The organism is Aliivibrio sp. SR45-2 (assembly GCF_963890165.1).
GTDB classification, from domain to species: Bacteria; Pseudomonadota; Gammaproteobacteria; order Enterobacterales; family Vibrionaceae; genus Aliivibrio; species Aliivibrio salmonicida.
In genome coordinates, this window is sequence record NZ_CAWPRC010000055.1 from 39375 (window position 1) to 55650 (window position 16276).

Annotated in this window: 11 protein-coding genes; 2 read left to right on the top strand and 9 right to left on the bottom strand. The window is 40.4% G+C overall.

All coding sequences use genetic code 11. The features are described from left to right. Nucleotides 1–12 precede the first annotated feature (12 nt). The gene (locus AACV33_RS02715) at nucleotides 13–600 is read right to left on the bottom strand and encodes a tRNA-uridine aminocarboxypropyltransferase (RefSeq protein WP_065611902.1); all 588 of its coding nucleotides are present in this window, start codon (nucleotides 598–600) and stop codon (nucleotides 13–15) included. Then, complete coding sequence (locus AACV33_RS02720; RefSeq protein ID WP_065611901.1) at nucleotides 600–1619, bottom strand: COG3650 family protein; 1020 nt, start codon at nucleotides 1617–1619, stop codon at nucleotides 600–602. Before AACV33_RS02720 ends, AACV33_RS02715 begins: the two co-directional genes overlap by 1 nt. A 154-nt stretch (nucleotides 1620–1773) precedes the next feature. On the opposite strand from AACV33_RS02720, the gene AACV33_RS02725 reads away from it, so the two are divergent. After that, nucleotides 1774–2409, top strand: coding sequence for a bifunctional 4-hydroxy-2-oxoglutarate aldolase/2-dehydro-3-deoxy-phosphogluconate aldolase (locus AACV33_RS02725; protein WP_012551363.1), 636 nt, complete (start codon nucleotides 1774–1776; stop codon nucleotides 2407–2409). A 66-nt stretch (nucleotides 2410–2475) separates the two neighbouring features. Here the strand turns inward: AACV33_RS02725 and AACV33_RS02730 are convergent, their stop codons facing one another. The 7 genes from AACV33_RS02730 to glnA form a co-directional block, all read right to left on the bottom strand. After that, on the bottom strand, nucleotides 2476–5016 hold the full coding sequence (locus AACV33_RS02730; protein WP_065611900.1) for a bifunctional diguanylate cyclase/phosphodiesterase: 2541 nt from the start codon (nucleotides 5014–5016) through the stop codon (nucleotides 2476–2478). Nucleotides 5017–5256: 240 nt separating this feature from the next. After that, nucleotides 5257–6258: an adenosine deaminase gene (add, locus tag AACV33_RS02735; RefSeq protein ID WP_017022171.1), complete on the bottom strand. Its 1002-nt coding sequence runs from the start codon at nucleotides 6256–6258 to the stop codon at nucleotides 5257–5259. A 134-nt stretch (nucleotides 6259–6392) separates the two neighbouring features. Then, nucleotides 6393–8936, bottom strand: coding sequence for a bifunctional diguanylate cyclase/phosphodiesterase (locus AACV33_RS02740; protein WP_065611898.1), 2544 nt, complete (start codon nucleotides 8934–8936; stop codon nucleotides 6393–6395). 99 nt (nucleotides 8937–9035) lie between these two features. After that, a complete protein-coding gene (glnG, locus tag AACV33_RS02745) occupies nucleotides 9036–10439 on the bottom strand; it encodes a nitrogen regulation protein NR(I) (protein ID WP_182699818.1) in 1404 nt (467 codons plus the stop codon). 43 nt (nucleotides 10440–10482) lie between these two features. After that, a complete protein-coding gene (gene glnL, locus AACV33_RS02750) occupies nucleotides 10483–11526 on the bottom strand; it encodes a nitrogen regulation protein NR(II) (protein ID WP_065611896.1) in 1044 nt (347 codons plus the stop codon). A gap of 122 nt (nucleotides 11527–11648) precedes the next feature. Further along, nucleotides 11649–12188 (bottom strand): DUF4124 domain-containing protein, encoded by a 540-nt coding sequence (locus tag AACV33_RS02755; protein ID WP_065611895.1) that lies wholly within the window; start codon nucleotides 12186–12188, stop codon nucleotides 11649–11651. Nucleotides 12189–12407: 219 nt separating this feature from the next. Further along, nucleotides 12408–13817: a glutamate--ammonia ligase gene (glnA, locus tag AACV33_RS02760; protein WP_012551354.1), complete on the bottom strand. Its 1410-nt coding sequence runs from the start codon at nucleotides 13815–13817 to the stop codon at nucleotides 12408–12410. Between the two features lie 557 nt (nucleotides 13818–14374). Between glnA and typA the strand changes: the two genes are divergently transcribed. Beyond that, nucleotides 14375–16204 (top strand): translational GTPase TypA, encoded by a 1830-nt coding sequence (gene typA, locus AACV33_RS02765; RefSeq protein WP_065611944.1) that lies wholly within the window; start codon nucleotides 14375–14377, stop codon nucleotides 16202–16204. The last annotated feature ends 72 nt before the right edge of the window (nucleotides 16205–16276 follow it).

The window sequence follows — 16276 nt, forward strand, 5'->3', positions numbered from 1 at the left end:
GGATGTCGAGGGTCATTCGACGTAAAGGTGACCACTGCGTTCTGCTTGAAAAACGGTTAAAAATCGCTCGTAATACAGATTAAGAGCCTGTGCATTTTCAGGCTCTTTTACCATCTTTAATATTTCCATTCCCGCCTCACAAGTGCACAGATTGCCTTCGCTTTGATTTCGACGTAAATGATAGCTTGAGGTATCGACACTCTCTAAATACAAACAAGGAAGCTCTTGTAACCAAGGGCTTTTGTTGACCATTTTTTTCGCTTCTTGCCAGGTCGCATCAAGTAAAATAAACAACTGCTTTTTAGATGACGTCTTTGCATTGGCATATTCTGTACTGAGTGTGTTTTCTGTACTTGGAAAAAGTAACCATGTCTCAGTATCATCTCGCGCTATTTTTTCTAGTAGCGCGGTTGGCAGCTCTTTACGTTGCCATAAATAAGCCCGAGCGTTCGGTAAGCTGTTTGTTATCAACTTACCGGTGTTGGTTAATTTTTTTTGTTCGTTCTCATGGTACAGCAGCGCAAATTCAATGTGCGAGGTTAAACTTGGCTGGTGAGAGCAAATACAGTTATAGGTAAATCCACAAATTGAACAAGACATTATTTATCCAACGGTTGTACTGGTGAGAATAAGGTTAGCCCTGATTGGATGGGAAAGACTACGCCATTCACCGTTTCTTTCTCTGCGTTGATGGTATTGCCTTTACGGGTAAAGGTTCGTTCTGCAATCATGTATTGTCGTTGGTGACGGCTCATTAATACGTGAACTTGGTTTTCATTAATGGCTTGCCACACGCCAGTTTCAATTAATTGAGGTTCGCCATTTTGATAATCATACGTAGTGACGGCGGAATGATCAGGACGTAAAGTTAGACCAATGGTTAAACCTGAGTTACCTGCCGTACTGGTTCCTTTGTATGTGTTTACCCAGTTTAGCGTGGTATCTTTTGGTGAGATTGAAGCACAACCTTGATAGTTTTTATCATTTATCGTGACGTCTGATGCCCAACCATAAACAGTATCAACCATGGTGTCTTTGCAGATAGCACTGTCCATCACAAGAGAAATGTCATCGGATTGATAGGTGCGTTGCTCGATGGATAATTCTTGATCCGTAATGGCTTGCTGTTGGGCCTTTTTACCCATTTCCGATACGCTAAATATCCCTTTATTTACTTGAACATTCCAAAAAGGTTCATTACCCGATGCGGTTGTTGGTTGAGCGGGTTGTTGGCAGCGTGCGCCTTCACCGGCAACTAATTTGTTGATATGAGAAACGACAAAACGTGCAGGGTAATCATTCGCAAATCCGCCCTTTGGTGGTGCTTCAAAATGACCGATTAATTCACCATACATTGATTGGTAAGGTGTTGATTGAATGTCGGTTCCTGCTTTCCATTGCTCTGAAGTGAGGTTTATCCAATATTGTTGATCACTGCCACAAGGTTGAATACTTTGTGATTCGTGGCCAATGACTACAGTACCACGCAGTATAAAAGTATGAGCCCCTGATGCGGATTGACTGTTATCAAAATCATCTGTGGATGTGTCTATTGCTGATTGCTGGCTACACCCTGATAAAAACAGAAGAGCGGTGAAAGTCAGTAGTGAAAGCTTCATAATAAACTCCAGAAATCGATGATAAGTTGAATAAAAACCAGTATGCCATAGGACACCTAAAATAGATTGGAATTCACCTTTATCAGAGCTATTGATAATAAATTAGCGTAAAATAATAGGGTTATTTTAATAAGTAAAGAGAGCTAAGAAAAATATGAGTTGGAATCTTTCGCCTTCAGACGTATTTAGCGCATCACCCGTTGTTCCTGTTATGGTTATTGAACAACTAGAAGATGCTGTACCAATGGCTCAAGCTTTAGCGGCGGGCGGTATTAATGTATTTGAAGTTACATTGAGAACGGCGGTTGCTCTTGAGGCGATTACGGCGATTCGAAAAGCAATGCCACAAGCCCTTGTTGGTGCAGGTACAGTGATCAGCACTCAACAATATGATCAAGCGGTAGAGGCTGGCGCTAAGTTTATTATCTCTCCTGGATTTACTCCCAGTTTATTAGCTCATGCAAAATCGGCAGATGTTCCTTTGATCCCAGGTGTTGCTACGCCGTCAGAAGTCATTCGTGCCATTGAGTTAGGTTATACGCACCTTAAATTCTTTCCAGCAAGTGCGTTTGGTGGACCATCTGTATTGAAAGCGATGGCGGCTCCATTACCTCAAGTGCAGTTTTGTCCTACTGGTGGGATTAATCCACAGAATGTAAATGACTACACTGCGTTAGAGTGTGTGGCGACGGTCGGTGGCTCTTGGATGCTACCAAAAGACGTCATTGCCGCTAAAGACTGGTCAAAAATAACCACGCTTGCAAAAGAAGCGATTGAGCTAATTAAATAAGCACAATATTCGATTTTCTTTTCACATAAAGGCAATGACTTACTTAAGTGGTTGTCTTTTTTATTATCACGAGGGGGTGATTGAAAAATCGGTTAAGTCTTTTGGCCATGAAGAAAGTGGTAGTGGCTTGCTGTATAAAAACCCTTGTGCGGTATCGCACCCCATTTCTTTTAAAATTAAGGCTTGTTCTTCCGTTTCAATACCCTCTGCTACAATCGACACATTAAACCCTTTCGCAATATTCACAATCGCGTTTGCAATGGAAGTCGATGCATTTTCTGTGTTTAACCCTTTAACAAAAGAACGGTCTATTTTGAGGCAATCAAACGGCAGCGTGTGTAAATAAGAAAGCGATGAATAGCCAGTACCAAAATCATCAATGGCCAAATGAACCCCTAGTGATCTTATTTTTCGCATTAGCTCTATCATGGTGTCATCTTCATTAAGCAAACGAGATTCAATGAGCTCAAGGCTTAGATTTTTTGCTGATAACCCTGATGATTGTAAAATACGAACAAGTCCTTCGTAGCTGTTGGAGTGGTGAAATTGCTCTATTGATACATTAACGTGAATAATAAAGTCAGCAGGCCATTCTCCTGATTTTATTTTTTTTGCCGTATCGGAACAGGCTTGCTGAAGAATGTAACGGCCAATGTTGATAATCATGCCATTATCTTCAGCGAGTGGAATAAACTGATTCGGTGGAATTAACCCATAAAGGGGAGATTGCCAGCGTATTAATGCCTCTGCGCCTTGAACGTTACCGGTTTTAAAATCGATTAATGGTTGATAATACGGAATGAACTCATTATTTTTTATGGCGTAGGCAAGGTCTGTCGTTAATTGTGTTTTTTGAGTAGATGCAATCGCCATGCAAGGTGTAAAAGTGGTGATATACCCAGCCGTTGATTGTGCTTGGGCCAATGCCAAACTGGCACTGCGAAGCCAATGCATCACGTTATTGTCATTGAGTTCATAAACAATCCCAATCGAGATTTGAATGGCTATTTCCCCTGAATTTGATTGAATCGGGGTGTTAAAAATAGAATGCAATTGTTGAGCGTACTTCTTTAGTTCATCGACGCTTTTTACTGAATAGAAAAAGAGCGCGAATTCCGAACCACCAATTCTGGCAAGTTCAATATTGTCTATTTGATAATGTGTTTTTAAACGTTGCGCGATATCGACTAGCAGGAGATCACCGCTTACGTGCCCAATGGCATCATTAATATTTCTAAATTCGTTAATACTAAAAGAGATGAGCCCTGATTCTTTTGATAAATAAGGCGATATCGCTTCGGTTAATCCAGATCGGCTATACAGCGTGGTTAACGTATCGTAGGTCACTTTATCTTGGAGTTCTTGAAAGGAGGATTTTAAATTTCTCGCCATTAATTCGAATGACTCAGTTAATGTTGAGATTTCCTTTGTGCTGCTGTGAGAAGGTACCGGTGTATCCCATTCCCCTTGAGATAAGGCTTTTGCTGAATTTGCGGTATCAATGATTGGCTGAATTAAGCGACGGGCAATATAAGCCGTTAAAGTAAAACACAGTAAGCTGAGTAGTATAATAAATAAAATAGAACGGTCCCGCTGTTCTGGGAGCTTCCCGAGTAAAACGGATTCAGGTATTGATGCCACAATGTAGGCTCCAATATCGGTATTATTTTTAAACGGGGTAATGGTTAAAAAATGGTTTTTACCATTAATTTTTAACGTGATGATTTTCTTTGTGATTGCTTTGCTAAACCCAATATCAGAGATATAACGAATGGTTTCTCGAGTGACGGGATCATTAATGTCTTTTAAGCGATCTATTTTGTGGTTTGCGTATTTTTCATTGTGATTTGAATGAATCCACACATTTCCTTTCTCATCTAAAATTGAAATACTGCCTGATATTTCTTTTGCTTCCTGATTTAAAAAGGTATTAAACGAGCTGAGCATGACATCGGTCGTTAAGACGCCGGCAAGATGATGTCTTTTATCATAAACAGGCGCTAATGCAGATAAAATTGAGTCGTCATCTTCGTCGATATTGGTATAAATATCGCTCCATTGTGCCTTGGGGTTCTCTTTTGATTTTATGTACCATGGGCGTAAGCGAGGATCATACGCTGGAATTGTTTTTAGGAGCGGTGCATTGGTTGATGCGTTAGTGTAAATATTAAGGCCATTATCGGTGGATTGATCTTTTAAGAATAAAGATAAAGTATGAGCACTTTTGTTTCGACGAAAACCAAAGTAATCACCAGTATTGCTGCCAAAGCCAATAATATCGACTTGCTGGAGAACATTAAGTTCTTTTGAAAAATGCTGTTTTAAATAATCTTGTAATTCGAATGCTTTATTTGGTAAATAAAGCTGATAGTGCTCTATGGTATTACGCATCGTTAAATTGGCATTGAATGGATCTTCTAAAAAATGATGTAGGCCGACTTTAATGCTACGAGAAGACGATTGAAGGAGCTTTTTACTCGTTATACTTAACATGTCGTCGTACATTTTTTGTTGTTCATTGAGCATAATAGTCATCGTTATAATAAAGATGACTAAAAAAGGCAGTGTTATTGCGAGCTTTAATGAGATTTTTTGTTTAAACAACATGACGAGAAGGCCTATCAGAGTTCAAAATTTAGAGAGTAAATTTTAGCGGTCTGATGCTATCAGTAATGATGAGAACAAAACTGTCTTAACAATGACTCAAGAGGCTATTTATCAATAAGCACGGTAAGATGAGTGGAATTCTTAAAGTTAAGATGAATGAGTAGGGTAAGTGAGTGTTACGAGGTGAATTTAATAATAAGAGCCAATGGCTCTTATTATTAATGAGGACGTTTTATATGATTAACGCTTTGCTGCCATGTCTCGTAACGCTTGTTTTTCTGCGTCAGATAAGAAAGCCAACTCTAAGCCATTAATTTGAATCTGACGGATCTGCTCTTGAGTCAGGCCGACTTTTGGTGCCGCAACGTTGTATTCATGAGGAAGCTCAATGCCTTCAACCGCAGGATCATCGGTGTTTAAACAGACTTTTACACCATATTCCAAGAAGGTTTTGATTGGGTGAGATTCAAAGGAAGCAACGGTACTTGTTTGAATGTTTGAGGTTAAGCATGACTCGATACCAATGTTGTTTTTGGCTAGAAATTCCAACAGTTTTGGATCTTCAACGGCTTTAACGCCGTGCCCAATACGAATGGCTCCTAATTCATTAATTGCTTGCCACATGCTTTCTGCACCCGCCGCTTCACCAGCATGCACAGTCACACGTAAATCGGCATCACGTACTTGTTTAAAGTGATTTACAAAACGATCACCCGGTTGACCGAGTTCATCGCCTGCTAAATCGATAGCAACTAACTTATTTTTTTGAGAAAGAAGACCATCTAATTCTTGCTGACAGGCTTCTTGTCCAAACGTACGGCTCATGATCCCAATAAGATTTGTCTTGATACCAAAATCACGACAACCGGCCTCAACGCCATCAACAACGGCTTCAACAACACCCGCAATCGATAGGTTATGTTTCATTGCCATGTAGTAAGGGGAGAAACGCAATTCGGCGTAATCAATCTGTGCATTCATGGCATCTTGAACATTTTCATAAGCCACGCGACGACATGCGTCTAAGTCACCCAGAACAGCAACACCCCAGTCCAATTTAGAAAGAAAGGCAACCAAGCTTGGCTCTGCTTCTACAATTTGAACGTGTGGACGTAATGCTTCTAAGTCATAAGCGGGTAATGCAAGACCAAATTTTTGGCCTAAATCTAAAATGGTTTCAATGCGGATATTGCCATCAAGGTGACGATGAAGATCCGTAAGAGGGAGTGTTTTAGTTATCATTATTGGATTATTCCTACAAAGAAGACATGAATGCGTATAAATAGTAAGAATAAGTATAGAGAGTAGTGATGATGATGTCAGCAGCAAAACGGGGGAAAACAGCGCAATTTTACCGATTGCGCTGTTATGTTAACTTATTCTGTTGGCCATTCACTCAGAGGAAGCGGGCGACTGTATAAGAAGCCTTGAGCGTGTTGATAATTTAATTTAACGAGTAATTCGGCTTGCTCTTGAGTTTCAATCCCCTCGGCAACTAAAGTGATATTAAATCCTTTGGTCATATTAATGACCGCAGCAGCGATAGAAGATTCTACATTTTCAGTGGTTAAATCTTTGATAAATGAACGATCGACTTTGAGTACATCAAAAGGAAGTTTATGAATGTACGCCAATGACGAATAGCCAGTACCGAAGTCATCTATCGCAATTTGAATACCCAAATCTCGTATTTTCTGCATTGTGTCTGTGGTGGTTTTATCATGATTGACTAAGCGAGATTCCGTTATCTCTAAGGTTAGGTTTTGTGGTGGAATCGTCGTTTGAGTTAACACCGAATCTAACTCTTCTAAGAAATCGTCCTGCATGAGTTGGCAAACCGATAAATTAACGTGCATATGGAAGTCTTTTGACCATAAGCCTTTTTCTATCTGTGAAACCGTGTCTAAACAGGCTTGGGTCAGGATCTGTTTGCCAATAGGAATAATCATTCCATTATCTTCAGCAAGGGGAATGAAATCTAATGGCGATATCATCCCTCGGGTCGGATGCAACCAGCGTACTAATGCTTCTGCACCAATGGTTTTACCTGTTTTTATATCAATGATCGGTTGATAGAAAGGCACCATTTCGTTGTTCTCAATCGCTAACACGAGCTCTCTTGTCATGATGGCTTTATTTAATGATGCCTCCGCCATTTCAGGTGTGTATAGCGAGATGTTGAAATTATTCTTTTTGGCTTGGCCAAGTGCAATGCTGGCGTTACGTAACCATATTGTCATGGAATCCGAGCTAAGATCTCCTGCCACTAAGCCTATGGAAATACTGACTAACACGCTGTCGTTTGCGCTACAAAATGGTGTGATAAATCGCGCTTGTATCTCAATGGCGTGTTGTTCTAATTGTTTTACATTGTCCAATTGCGAAAAGAAAACAGCGAACTCATCTCCACCCACTCGGCTGATGGCAATGTCTTTTTCTGGAAAACTTAACTGAAGGCGATCAGTAATGCTTTGAAGTAATTTGTCGCCTTCGATAATGCCTAAGCTGTCGTTAATATCTCGGAAGTTATTCACCCCAATGATTAAGAGACCTTGTTTTTTTCCTGCTTGGATCATTTCTTTACTGTGTTCAATTAAGCCTTGGCGACTGAATACTTGGGTTAAAGGGTCGAATATAATTTGTTGACGCATGGCTTCGAACGAAGATTGCAGTTTATTGGTCATATCGTTAAAGGCGTTCATCAGCATGGTGGTTTCATAGATGCTGCCTGTGGCTTCAAGGTTGTTCCAGTGACCACTGGCAATATTGCGGGCTGCTTTTGCTGTGGTAAATATCGGTTTAGTGACTTGAGTAATAAAATAAATACCGATCAAAAGACCTGCAATCGCAAGCAGAAAGCCAAACCCTAAACCTCTGCGTTGCTCTTGTTGTAATTGACCTAATAAATCGCTTTCTGAAATAGAAATAACGATATACCAATGCAGCCCATAATCATCTACGTAAGGTGTTATTTGACTGAAATAGCGTTCTTTATTATTAGTGAAATTAAAGGGTGTCGCGGTGGTCGCATGAATTAAATTGTGATCTTTAATGTATTGGGCGCTTTGATTAATGGCTATATCTGAGCTTTCGGTGGCGTACAAACGAGAGCCAATTTGGCTTTTATCAGTACCTAAAGAAATAACACTTCCTATGCTGGAATGCGCAATGAGTTGCTGTTGCTCATCAATAAGATAAATCGACCCTTTCGTCTGTTTTGTTTCTTTTAATAAAAAACGATTAAAAGAGTCTAATTTGATGTCAGCGGCAAAGACGCCAATAAAATCATCATTATAAAAAACAGGCTGTATTGCTGACATGGTAATGTCTTTACGTTCGTCCGCATTGGCGTAAATTGCCGACCAAGAAGGCCTGAATGTGTTTGCTGCAGGGATATACCAAGGGCGTTCTCTTGGATCGTAGTTTTTAATGACGGATCGTATGTCTTTCGATTCTTTTTTTCCACGGTAAATGATGAGATCGTCCCCTGTCCTCTTGTCTTGCAACATCAAGGATAGGCCGGTGTTTGGCTCGCGTCGGAACCCGATGTATTCTTTTTTCTCCCCACCAAAAGAGAGAACATCCATTTGTTCAAGGTCTTGATATAAGCCTAAGAAGGTACCTTCTAAATAAGACTGAATGTGTGTGATGTTGTTCGGTTGGTACATTTTATAACGTTCAATTTGGTCGACCATGTTCTGAACGGCGAAAAATGGGCTTTCTAAAAACTTGTTGAGGTCATCATGGGTATTTTGGGTGTAAGAGGACAATATCTTTTGGCTGACATCATCAACCATTTTTTCGTAACTACTATTTTGAGTATAAAAAATAACACCGAGTGTTAGTGATAACACGGTAATAAAAGGCAGCATAACTGCTGTTCTTAATGAGAATTGTCTTTTCGGTGTCTGTTCAATCATAGTAACTTCATTATGAGGTACCGCATTTTGCTATGCCGTAGCCGATTAATTTAAATGGTATTAGTAATTAATCGGCCAAAATCGTAAAAGCTGCAATGATTATTCTAATTCTTTCAATTTCCTTGTTAGGGTGTTGCGTCCCCAACCTAATAGTTTTGCTGCCTCTTGCTTGTGACCATGTGTGTGTGTGAGTGCTTTTTCAAGCAATATTCTTTCAACTTGAGGTATCACATAATTTAAGATTTCAGTCTCACCTTGGTTAAGTTGTTCTTCAACCCATAATTGAAGTGAGGATTGCCAATCTGATGTTTCAAGATTGCTTGCTTTTGATTGAATGGTGAATAATTCGGGTGGAAGATCCGAAGGAAGTACTTCTTGGCTGCTGGCCATTACCGTCAGCCATCGACAAGTGTTTTCTAATTGTCTTACGTTACCAGGCCACTCACATTCGCCGAGTTTATGACTGGCTTCTTTACTCAGTGTTTTGCATTCGACACTCAACTCTTTTGCGGCAAGACGTAAAAAATGTTCGGTGAGTTTCGTTATGTCTTCACGGCGCTCACGTAGTGCAGGAATATGCACTCGAATAACATTCAAACGGTGAAATAAATCTTCACGAAAGCCACCATCGGATACTAACTTTTCTAAGTTTTGATGAGTGGCCGCGATGATACGTACATCCACTTGCACGGGTGAGTGCCCACCGACACGATAAAATTGCCCGTCAGCGAGAACACGCAATAATCTGGTTTGAATGTCTAATGGCATATCTCCAATCTCATCAAGAAATAGGGTGCCATTATTGGCTTGTTCAAAACGACCTTTGCGTATTGAATTCGCGCCAGTAAATGCCCCTTTTTCATGGCCAAACAATTCAGACTCAATTAAATCTTTTGGTATGGCAGCCATGTTGAGTGCGATGAATTCGTTATTGGCTCTTGGGCTATGACGGTGTAAAGCATGGGCTACGAGCTCTTTACCCGTGCCGGATTCCCCATTAATTAATACCGAAATTGAAGAGCGAGAAAGTCGACCAATGGCTCTAAATACTTCCTGCATGGCAGGAGCTTCACCAATGATCTCTGGAACATGGTGTTCTTGTTTTGGTTGTTGGTTGTGTTGTTTTTTTTGTTCTTGGCTATGAGCAAGAGCTCGTTCAACTAAGGTTAATGCTTCATCAATATCAAACGGCTTTGGTAAATATTCAAAGGCCCCTTTTTGATAAGCACTTACCGCTGCATCAAGATCTGAGTGTGCCGTCATGATGATGACGGGTAACTCGGGGTAGTTTTCTTGAATGTTGTTGAGAAGGGTTAATCCGTCCATCCCAGGCATACGAATATCTGAGATAATAACGTCTGGCACATTGCGTTCTAGCGCTTGCAGTACGCTCTCTGCATCGCCAAAACTTTCGCATAACATGTTGGCACTTGTTAGTGTCTTTTCTAATACCCAGCGAATAGAGCTATCATCGTCAACAACCCAAATAAATCCTTTGCTCATTGTTTTTCTCCATTGCCATGATATTTCATGGTCTTATTCATTGTTATTTTAGTGGGAGGTAAATCGTAAATATGGTTTTTCCTGGCCAACTGTCGACATCAATCTTGCCATTATGTTGGTCTATTAAGTTTTGAGAAATAGAAAGACCTAAGCCGGTTCCGCCTTCTCGCGCGCTGACCATGGGGTAAAATAACGTGTCTTGGATATGACTTGGTATTCCCGGACCGTTATCAATCACTTCTATTTTTGCGGCAAGACGATGGCGTTGGCCATAAATGTTGGTTTGATAATCGGTGCGCGTTCTTAGGGTAATGAGGCCATCCGGTTGGTTCTTTAATACTTCGGCGGCGTTACTCACGATATTTAGAATCGCCTGTTCAATCTGTTCTGCATCCATTTCAAAATCAGGCAGGCTTGGATCATAATCTCGTTGTATTTTTACTTGATAGCTTGGGTTTAATTCAATAATTTGACGTACTTTTTCTATGATGGCGTGCAGGTTTTCGGGTTGCTTTAGGCCAAGACGTTGTGGCCCCAAAAGTCGGTCGACTAAATTACGTAAACGATCGGCTTGCTCAATAATTATTTGAGTGTATTCGTGCAGTTCAGGGTTTGGGAGCATACGCTCTAAAAGTTGGGCCGCACCACGTAATCCTCCTAATGGATTTTTGATTTCATGAGCAAGGCTTCGAACTAATACTTTTGCTGCTTGTTGTTGGGCATGTTGATTAATTTCTTGTGATAAACGACGTTGTTGCTCAATCTGACGAATTTCAATTAAGAGATACAGTGACTTTTTAATGGCAATTGGACTGGATGTTACTTCAATGTAGAGAGGGCTGTTTCCTACGATCATACACACATCACTGTCGGTAACACTTTGTCCTGTTTCAAGAGGGATCATTAACGTAGATAGGTCAAATCGAGTGTGTTGAAATAAGTCATCAAAAGTATGTAGAGCCATACGTTGAGCGCTTTGAGAAAAAAGCTGTTCAGCGGCAGGGTTGGCATAATGAATATTACGTTGGTCATCAAGTAATAAAATTGCGGTTACTTGATGGTCGAGTAATTGCGTTGAAAAATCCATAAATAGAACCACATCCTTGTCATCACATTCTAATGCACCATTCTAGTGCATCGTTACCTTTCATGAAAGGCAGTGACAACCCAAATAGCGCGAATTTATACGCTCTTACTCGCTATAGGTACTTATAGCTTGGATGGTCGATGCAAGTGCACCGTTATTATTGGTGATGATGCAATTCTCTTGCCGTTTTTTTGAGCCACGACAGTAATAATGTGAGTGCCTCTTTCTATGTTGGTGAGCTTCCATTCTTTTGATGTTTGAGGCAAGCCATAAGGAGAGCCATCGAGCACTAATTGAAGTTTCTCATCAACAGCAAGCTTACGAGTTAAGTCTGTTAACACCATGATGTGCCCGCGAGAGCTACGGATGGTTTCTTCTTGAGATAAGTTATTAATTGATATGCTTAACTTAGCTAAGGTGGTCTTTTGCTCTGGTCTTTTCTTTTTTGGGACCGAAGAGTTTGAGGCCGTGGGGGCTGGAATGCTTTCCATTTCATTTTCATTCGAAGAAAAAGACAGTTGTGTTGATTTTGTATTACTTGCTGGGGGAGTGTCACTGAAATGTCGGACGCCCGATTTATCTTCCCATGTGTAAACGGTATTTGCGGTAGAAGGTAGGGAGAATAGGCTAAGAAATAAAAGTACGATATAAGTATGAGGCATGGTTCCACCATTGATGATGGTTATTATTTGATTTCAATAAGCTACTTCAAAAGTGAAATCTCGTTTAGTTTATGCATAACAATACAACTCGTTAAATGGCGAGTGTTGTCGTGTGTGTAGGGAGTGTTGCGTGTAAATGGGATTTTGCCAATATAAAAAAGGCTCGCTTGTGAAGCGAGCCTAAAAACATCAGATTGATTTCAATTTGTTACGTCAGAATTAAACTGAGTAATACATTTCAAATTCAAGAGGGTGAACAGCTGTGTTGATAGCGGCAACGTCTTGAGATTTTAGAGTGATGTAAGAATCAATGAAATCACTAGAGAATACGCCACCCGCCGTTAAGAATTCACGATCAGAATCCAGAGCTTGTAGTGCGATATCTAGAGATTCAGCTACTTTTGGAATTTCAGCTGCTTCTTCCGCAGGAAGGTCATACAGATCTTTATCCATTGCTTCGCCTGGGTGGATCTTGTTCTTAATTCCGTCAAGACCAGCCATTAGCATTGCTGAGTAGCTTAAGTATGGGTTTGCCGCAGGGTCACCAAAACGAACTTCGATACGACGTGCTTTCGGGCTTGGTACCACTGGGATACGGATAGACGCTGAACGGTTACGAGCAGAATATGCAAGCATTACCGGAGCTTCAAAACCAGGGACAAGACGCTTGTATGAGTTGGTTGTTGGGTTAGCAAATGCATTGATAGCACGAGCGTGTTTAATGATACCGCCAATAAAGAAGATAGCCATTTCTGATAGGCCGCCGTACTTATCGCCAGCAAATAAGTTTTGTCCATCTTTGTTCAATGACATATGTACGTGCATGCCTGAACCGTTATCACCAACAAGTGGTTTTGGCATGAAAGTCGCTGTTTTACCGTAAGCGTGAGCTACGTTATGAACAACATACTTATAGATTTGAGTTTCATCTGCTTTGTTTGTTAGCGTATTGAAGCGAGTTGCGATCTCATTTTGACCCGCCGTTGCTACTTCGTGGTGGTGCGCCTCAACAACAAGGCCCATTTCTTCCATGATTAAACACATAGCAGAACGGATATCTTGAGATGAATCAACAGGAGCGACTGGGAAGTAACCGCCTTTAACGCCAGGACGGTGACCTTTGTTGCCGCCTTCGTATTCAGTACCTGAGTTCCACGCGGCTTCGATATCATCAATCTTAAAGAAAGAACCTGACATATCAGTGCTAAAGCGAACGTCATCAAATAGGAAGAATTCTGGTTCTGGACCGACTAAAACCGTGTCAGCAAGACCTGTCGAGCGTAAGTAGTCTTCAGAGCGTTTTGCAATTGAGCGAGGGTCACGATCGTAACCTTGCATTGTTGTTGGTTCAAGAATATCACAACGAATATTTAAGGTTGCATCAGCAGTGAATGGGTCAAGTACCGCACTTGCTGCATCTGGCATCATAACCATGTCAGATTCATTAATGCCTTTCCAGCCAGCAACTGAAGAACCATCAAACATTTTGCCGTCTTCGAAGAAGTCTGCATCAACTTGATGAGAAGGAATTGAGATATGTTGCTCTTTACCTTTTGTATCGGTAAAGCGTAAATCAATAAATTTTACTTCGTTTTCTTGAATTAGAGCGAATACGTTTTCTACTGACATGTAGGATAACCTCCGGTGTTATAATATAAATATTGGCCAGTTAGGCTGTTATTAACTATATAGCCAAAACTGTGCCAAAAGTAATAATCCTTTAATATTAGTGAGTTAGGTTTTTTTATCTTCATTTTTACTTGGGTGTTGCACCAAGTTGATCTTTGGTTGCACTTATTTGGTGCAAGTCGAGTATCGAAAAATAAAAAATTAAATCATCACTAATTTACTTCTATCTGCTATTCAGCCGTGAAATGCCATATTTGTCAATATAATCCCTTGTTAAAATAATTAGAAAAAGTAAATTAATGTTTTAACTTGTTGATAATAATTGTTTTTTGTTTTTTGTTGAAAAAAATAAAGTAAGAATGCAAATTGATGGGGTTTCTTGATTTTTGGTTATTTTTTCGTCGTTTTTGTGGGCTTGATTAAATAAATTGAAAAAAAATTGTGTCTTCAATCACATATTTCGTGGGTTTTGCTCTAAAATCTGTTAAATTATTGACCGTTTTTAAACCAAAGTAGCGCCAATGGTGGCTCTACACGTTCTGAGTGAATTTGAATCCATGTCTACTCCACAACTTGATAAACTAAGAAATATCGCAATTATTGCGCACGTTGACCACGGTAAAACAACGTTGGTTGATAAATTGCTCCAGCAATCAGGTACGCTTGAATCTCGTGGTGAAGCTGAAGAGCGCGTCATGGACTCGAACGATATTGAAAAAGAACGTGGTATCACGATCCTTGCTAAGAACACAGCGATTACTTGGAACGATTACAACATCAACATCGTAGATACTCCAGGACACGCCGATTTCGGTGGTGAAGTTGAGCGTATTATGTCTATGGTTGATTCAGTTCTACTTATCGTAGATGCTGTTGACGGTCCAATGCCACAAACGCGTTTCGTAACGCAAAAAGCATTCGCACACGGTCTTAAGCCAATCGTTGTAATCAACAAGGTTGACCGTCCAGGCGCTCGTCCTGAGTGGGTTATGGATCAAGTATTTGATTTATTTGATAACCTAGGCGCAACTGATGAACAACTAGACTTTAAAGTTGTTTACGCTTCTGCACTAAATGGTTGGGCTAACGCTGAATCAGAAGAAGAAACTGAAAACATGGAATCTTTATTCCAAGCGATCGTTGACGGTGTTGATGCACCAGTTGCTGACCGTGACGGTGACTTCCAAATGCAAATTTCTCAACTTGATCACAACGCATACGTTGGTGTTATCGGTGTTGGTCGTATTACACGTGGTAGCGTTAAAGTTAACCAAGCGGTTACAGTTATCGGTGCTGACGGTAAAGAACGTAAAGGCAAAATTGGTCAAGTACTAGGTTACTTAGGTCTTGAGCGTCATGATGTTGAACTTGCAGAAGCGGGTAACATCGTTGCAATCAGTGGTTTAGGCGAGCTTAAAATTTCTGATACAGTTTGTGCGCAAAACAATGTTGAAGCATTGCCGCCACTAACAGTTGATGAACCAACGGTAACAATGACTTTCCAAGTAAACAACTCACCATTCTGTGGTAAAGAAGGTAAATTCGTTACTTCACGTAACATCCTTGAGCGTTTACAAAAAGAACTAGTACACAACGTTGCACTTAAAGTTGAAGAAACTGGTGACCCGGATAAATTTAAAGTATCTGGTCGTGGTGAACTTCACCTAGGTATCTTAATCGAAAACATGCGTCGTGAAGGTTTCGAGCTAGCAGTATCTCGTCCAGAAGTTATCGAACGTATGGTAGATGGTCAACTAATGGAACCGTTTGAAACGGTAACAATCGATGTAGTTGAAGAGAACCAAGGCGCGGTAATGGAAAGTATCGGTACTCGTAAGGGTGAACTAACTGATATGGCTCCAGATGGTAAAGGCCGTGTACGTATGGACTTTATGATGCCTTCTCGTGGTCTTATCGGTTTCCAAACTGAATTCATGACAATGACTTCTGGTTCTGGTCTTATCTACCACGCATTTGATCACTACGGTCCTCACAAAGGCGGCACAATTGGTCAACGTAAAAATGGTGTACTAATTTGTAACCAAGCTGGTAAAGCTGTTACTTACTCACTATTCTTCCTACAAGATCGTGGTCGTTTATTCTTAGGTCACGCTACAGAAGTATACGAAGGTCAAATCATCGGTATTCATAACCGTGCAAACGACCTTACAGTTAACTGTATTCGTGGTAAGCAACTGACTAACGTTCGTTCTTCTGGTACTGATGAAGCACAAACGCTTTCTCCTTTCATCGATTTGACTCTTGAGCAAGCTCTTGAATTCATCGACGTTGATGAGCTAGTAGAAGTAACACCAGTAAGCATTCGTATCCGTAAGAAACTACTTACAGAGAACGATCGTAAACGTGCTGGTCGTACACCTAAGTAATTATTAATTTTTGATTTAGCGTTATAGTTAAATTGTAAATTGAATAAATATTAAATCCCTTTGTAGGCAACT

What these genes read in the sequence shown, in the direction of transcription:
- AACV33_RS02715 (WP_065611902.1), bottom strand. Translation starts at nt 600, where the DNA reads ATGTCTTGTTCAATTTGTGGATTTACCTATAACTGTATTTGCTCTCAC.
- AACV33_RS02720 (WP_065611901.1), bottom strand. Translation starts at nt 1,619, where the DNA reads ATGAAGCTTTCACTACTGACTTTCACCGCTCTTCTGTTTTTATCAGGG.
- AACV33_RS02725 (WP_012551363.1), top strand. Translation starts at nt 1,774, where the DNA reads ATGAGTTGGAATCTTTCGCCTTCAGACGTATTTAGCGCATCACCCGTT.
- AACV33_RS02730 (WP_065611900.1), bottom strand. Translation starts at nt 5,016, where the DNA reads ATGTTGTTTAAACAAAAAATCTCATTAAAGCTCGCAATAACACTGCCT.
- add (WP_017022171.1), bottom strand. Translation starts at nt 6,258, where the DNA reads ATGATAACTAAAACACTCCCTCTTACGGATCTTCATCGTCACCTTGAT.
- AACV33_RS02740 (WP_065611898.1), bottom strand. Translation starts at nt 8,936, where the DNA reads ATGATTGAACAGACACCGAAAAGACAATTCTCATTAAGAACAGCAGTT.
- glnG (WP_182699818.1), bottom strand. Translation starts at nt 10,439, where the DNA reads ATGAGCAAAGGATTTATTTGGGTTGTTGACGATGATAGCTCTATTCGC.
- glnL (WP_065611896.1), bottom strand. Translation starts at nt 11,526, where the DNA reads ATGGATTTTTCAACGCAATTACTCGACCATCAAGTAACCGCAATTTTA.
- AACV33_RS02755 (WP_065611895.1), bottom strand. Translation starts at nt 12,188, where the DNA reads ATGCCTCATACTTATATCGTACTTTTATTTCTTAGCCTATTCTCCCTA.
- glnA (WP_012551354.1), bottom strand. Translation starts at nt 13,817, where the DNA reads ATGTCAGTAGAAAACGTATTCGCTCTAATTCAAGAAAACGAAGTAAAA.
- typA (WP_065611944.1), top strand. Translation starts at nt 14,375, where the DNA reads ATGTCTACTCCACAACTTGATAAACTAAGAAATATCGCAATTATTGCG.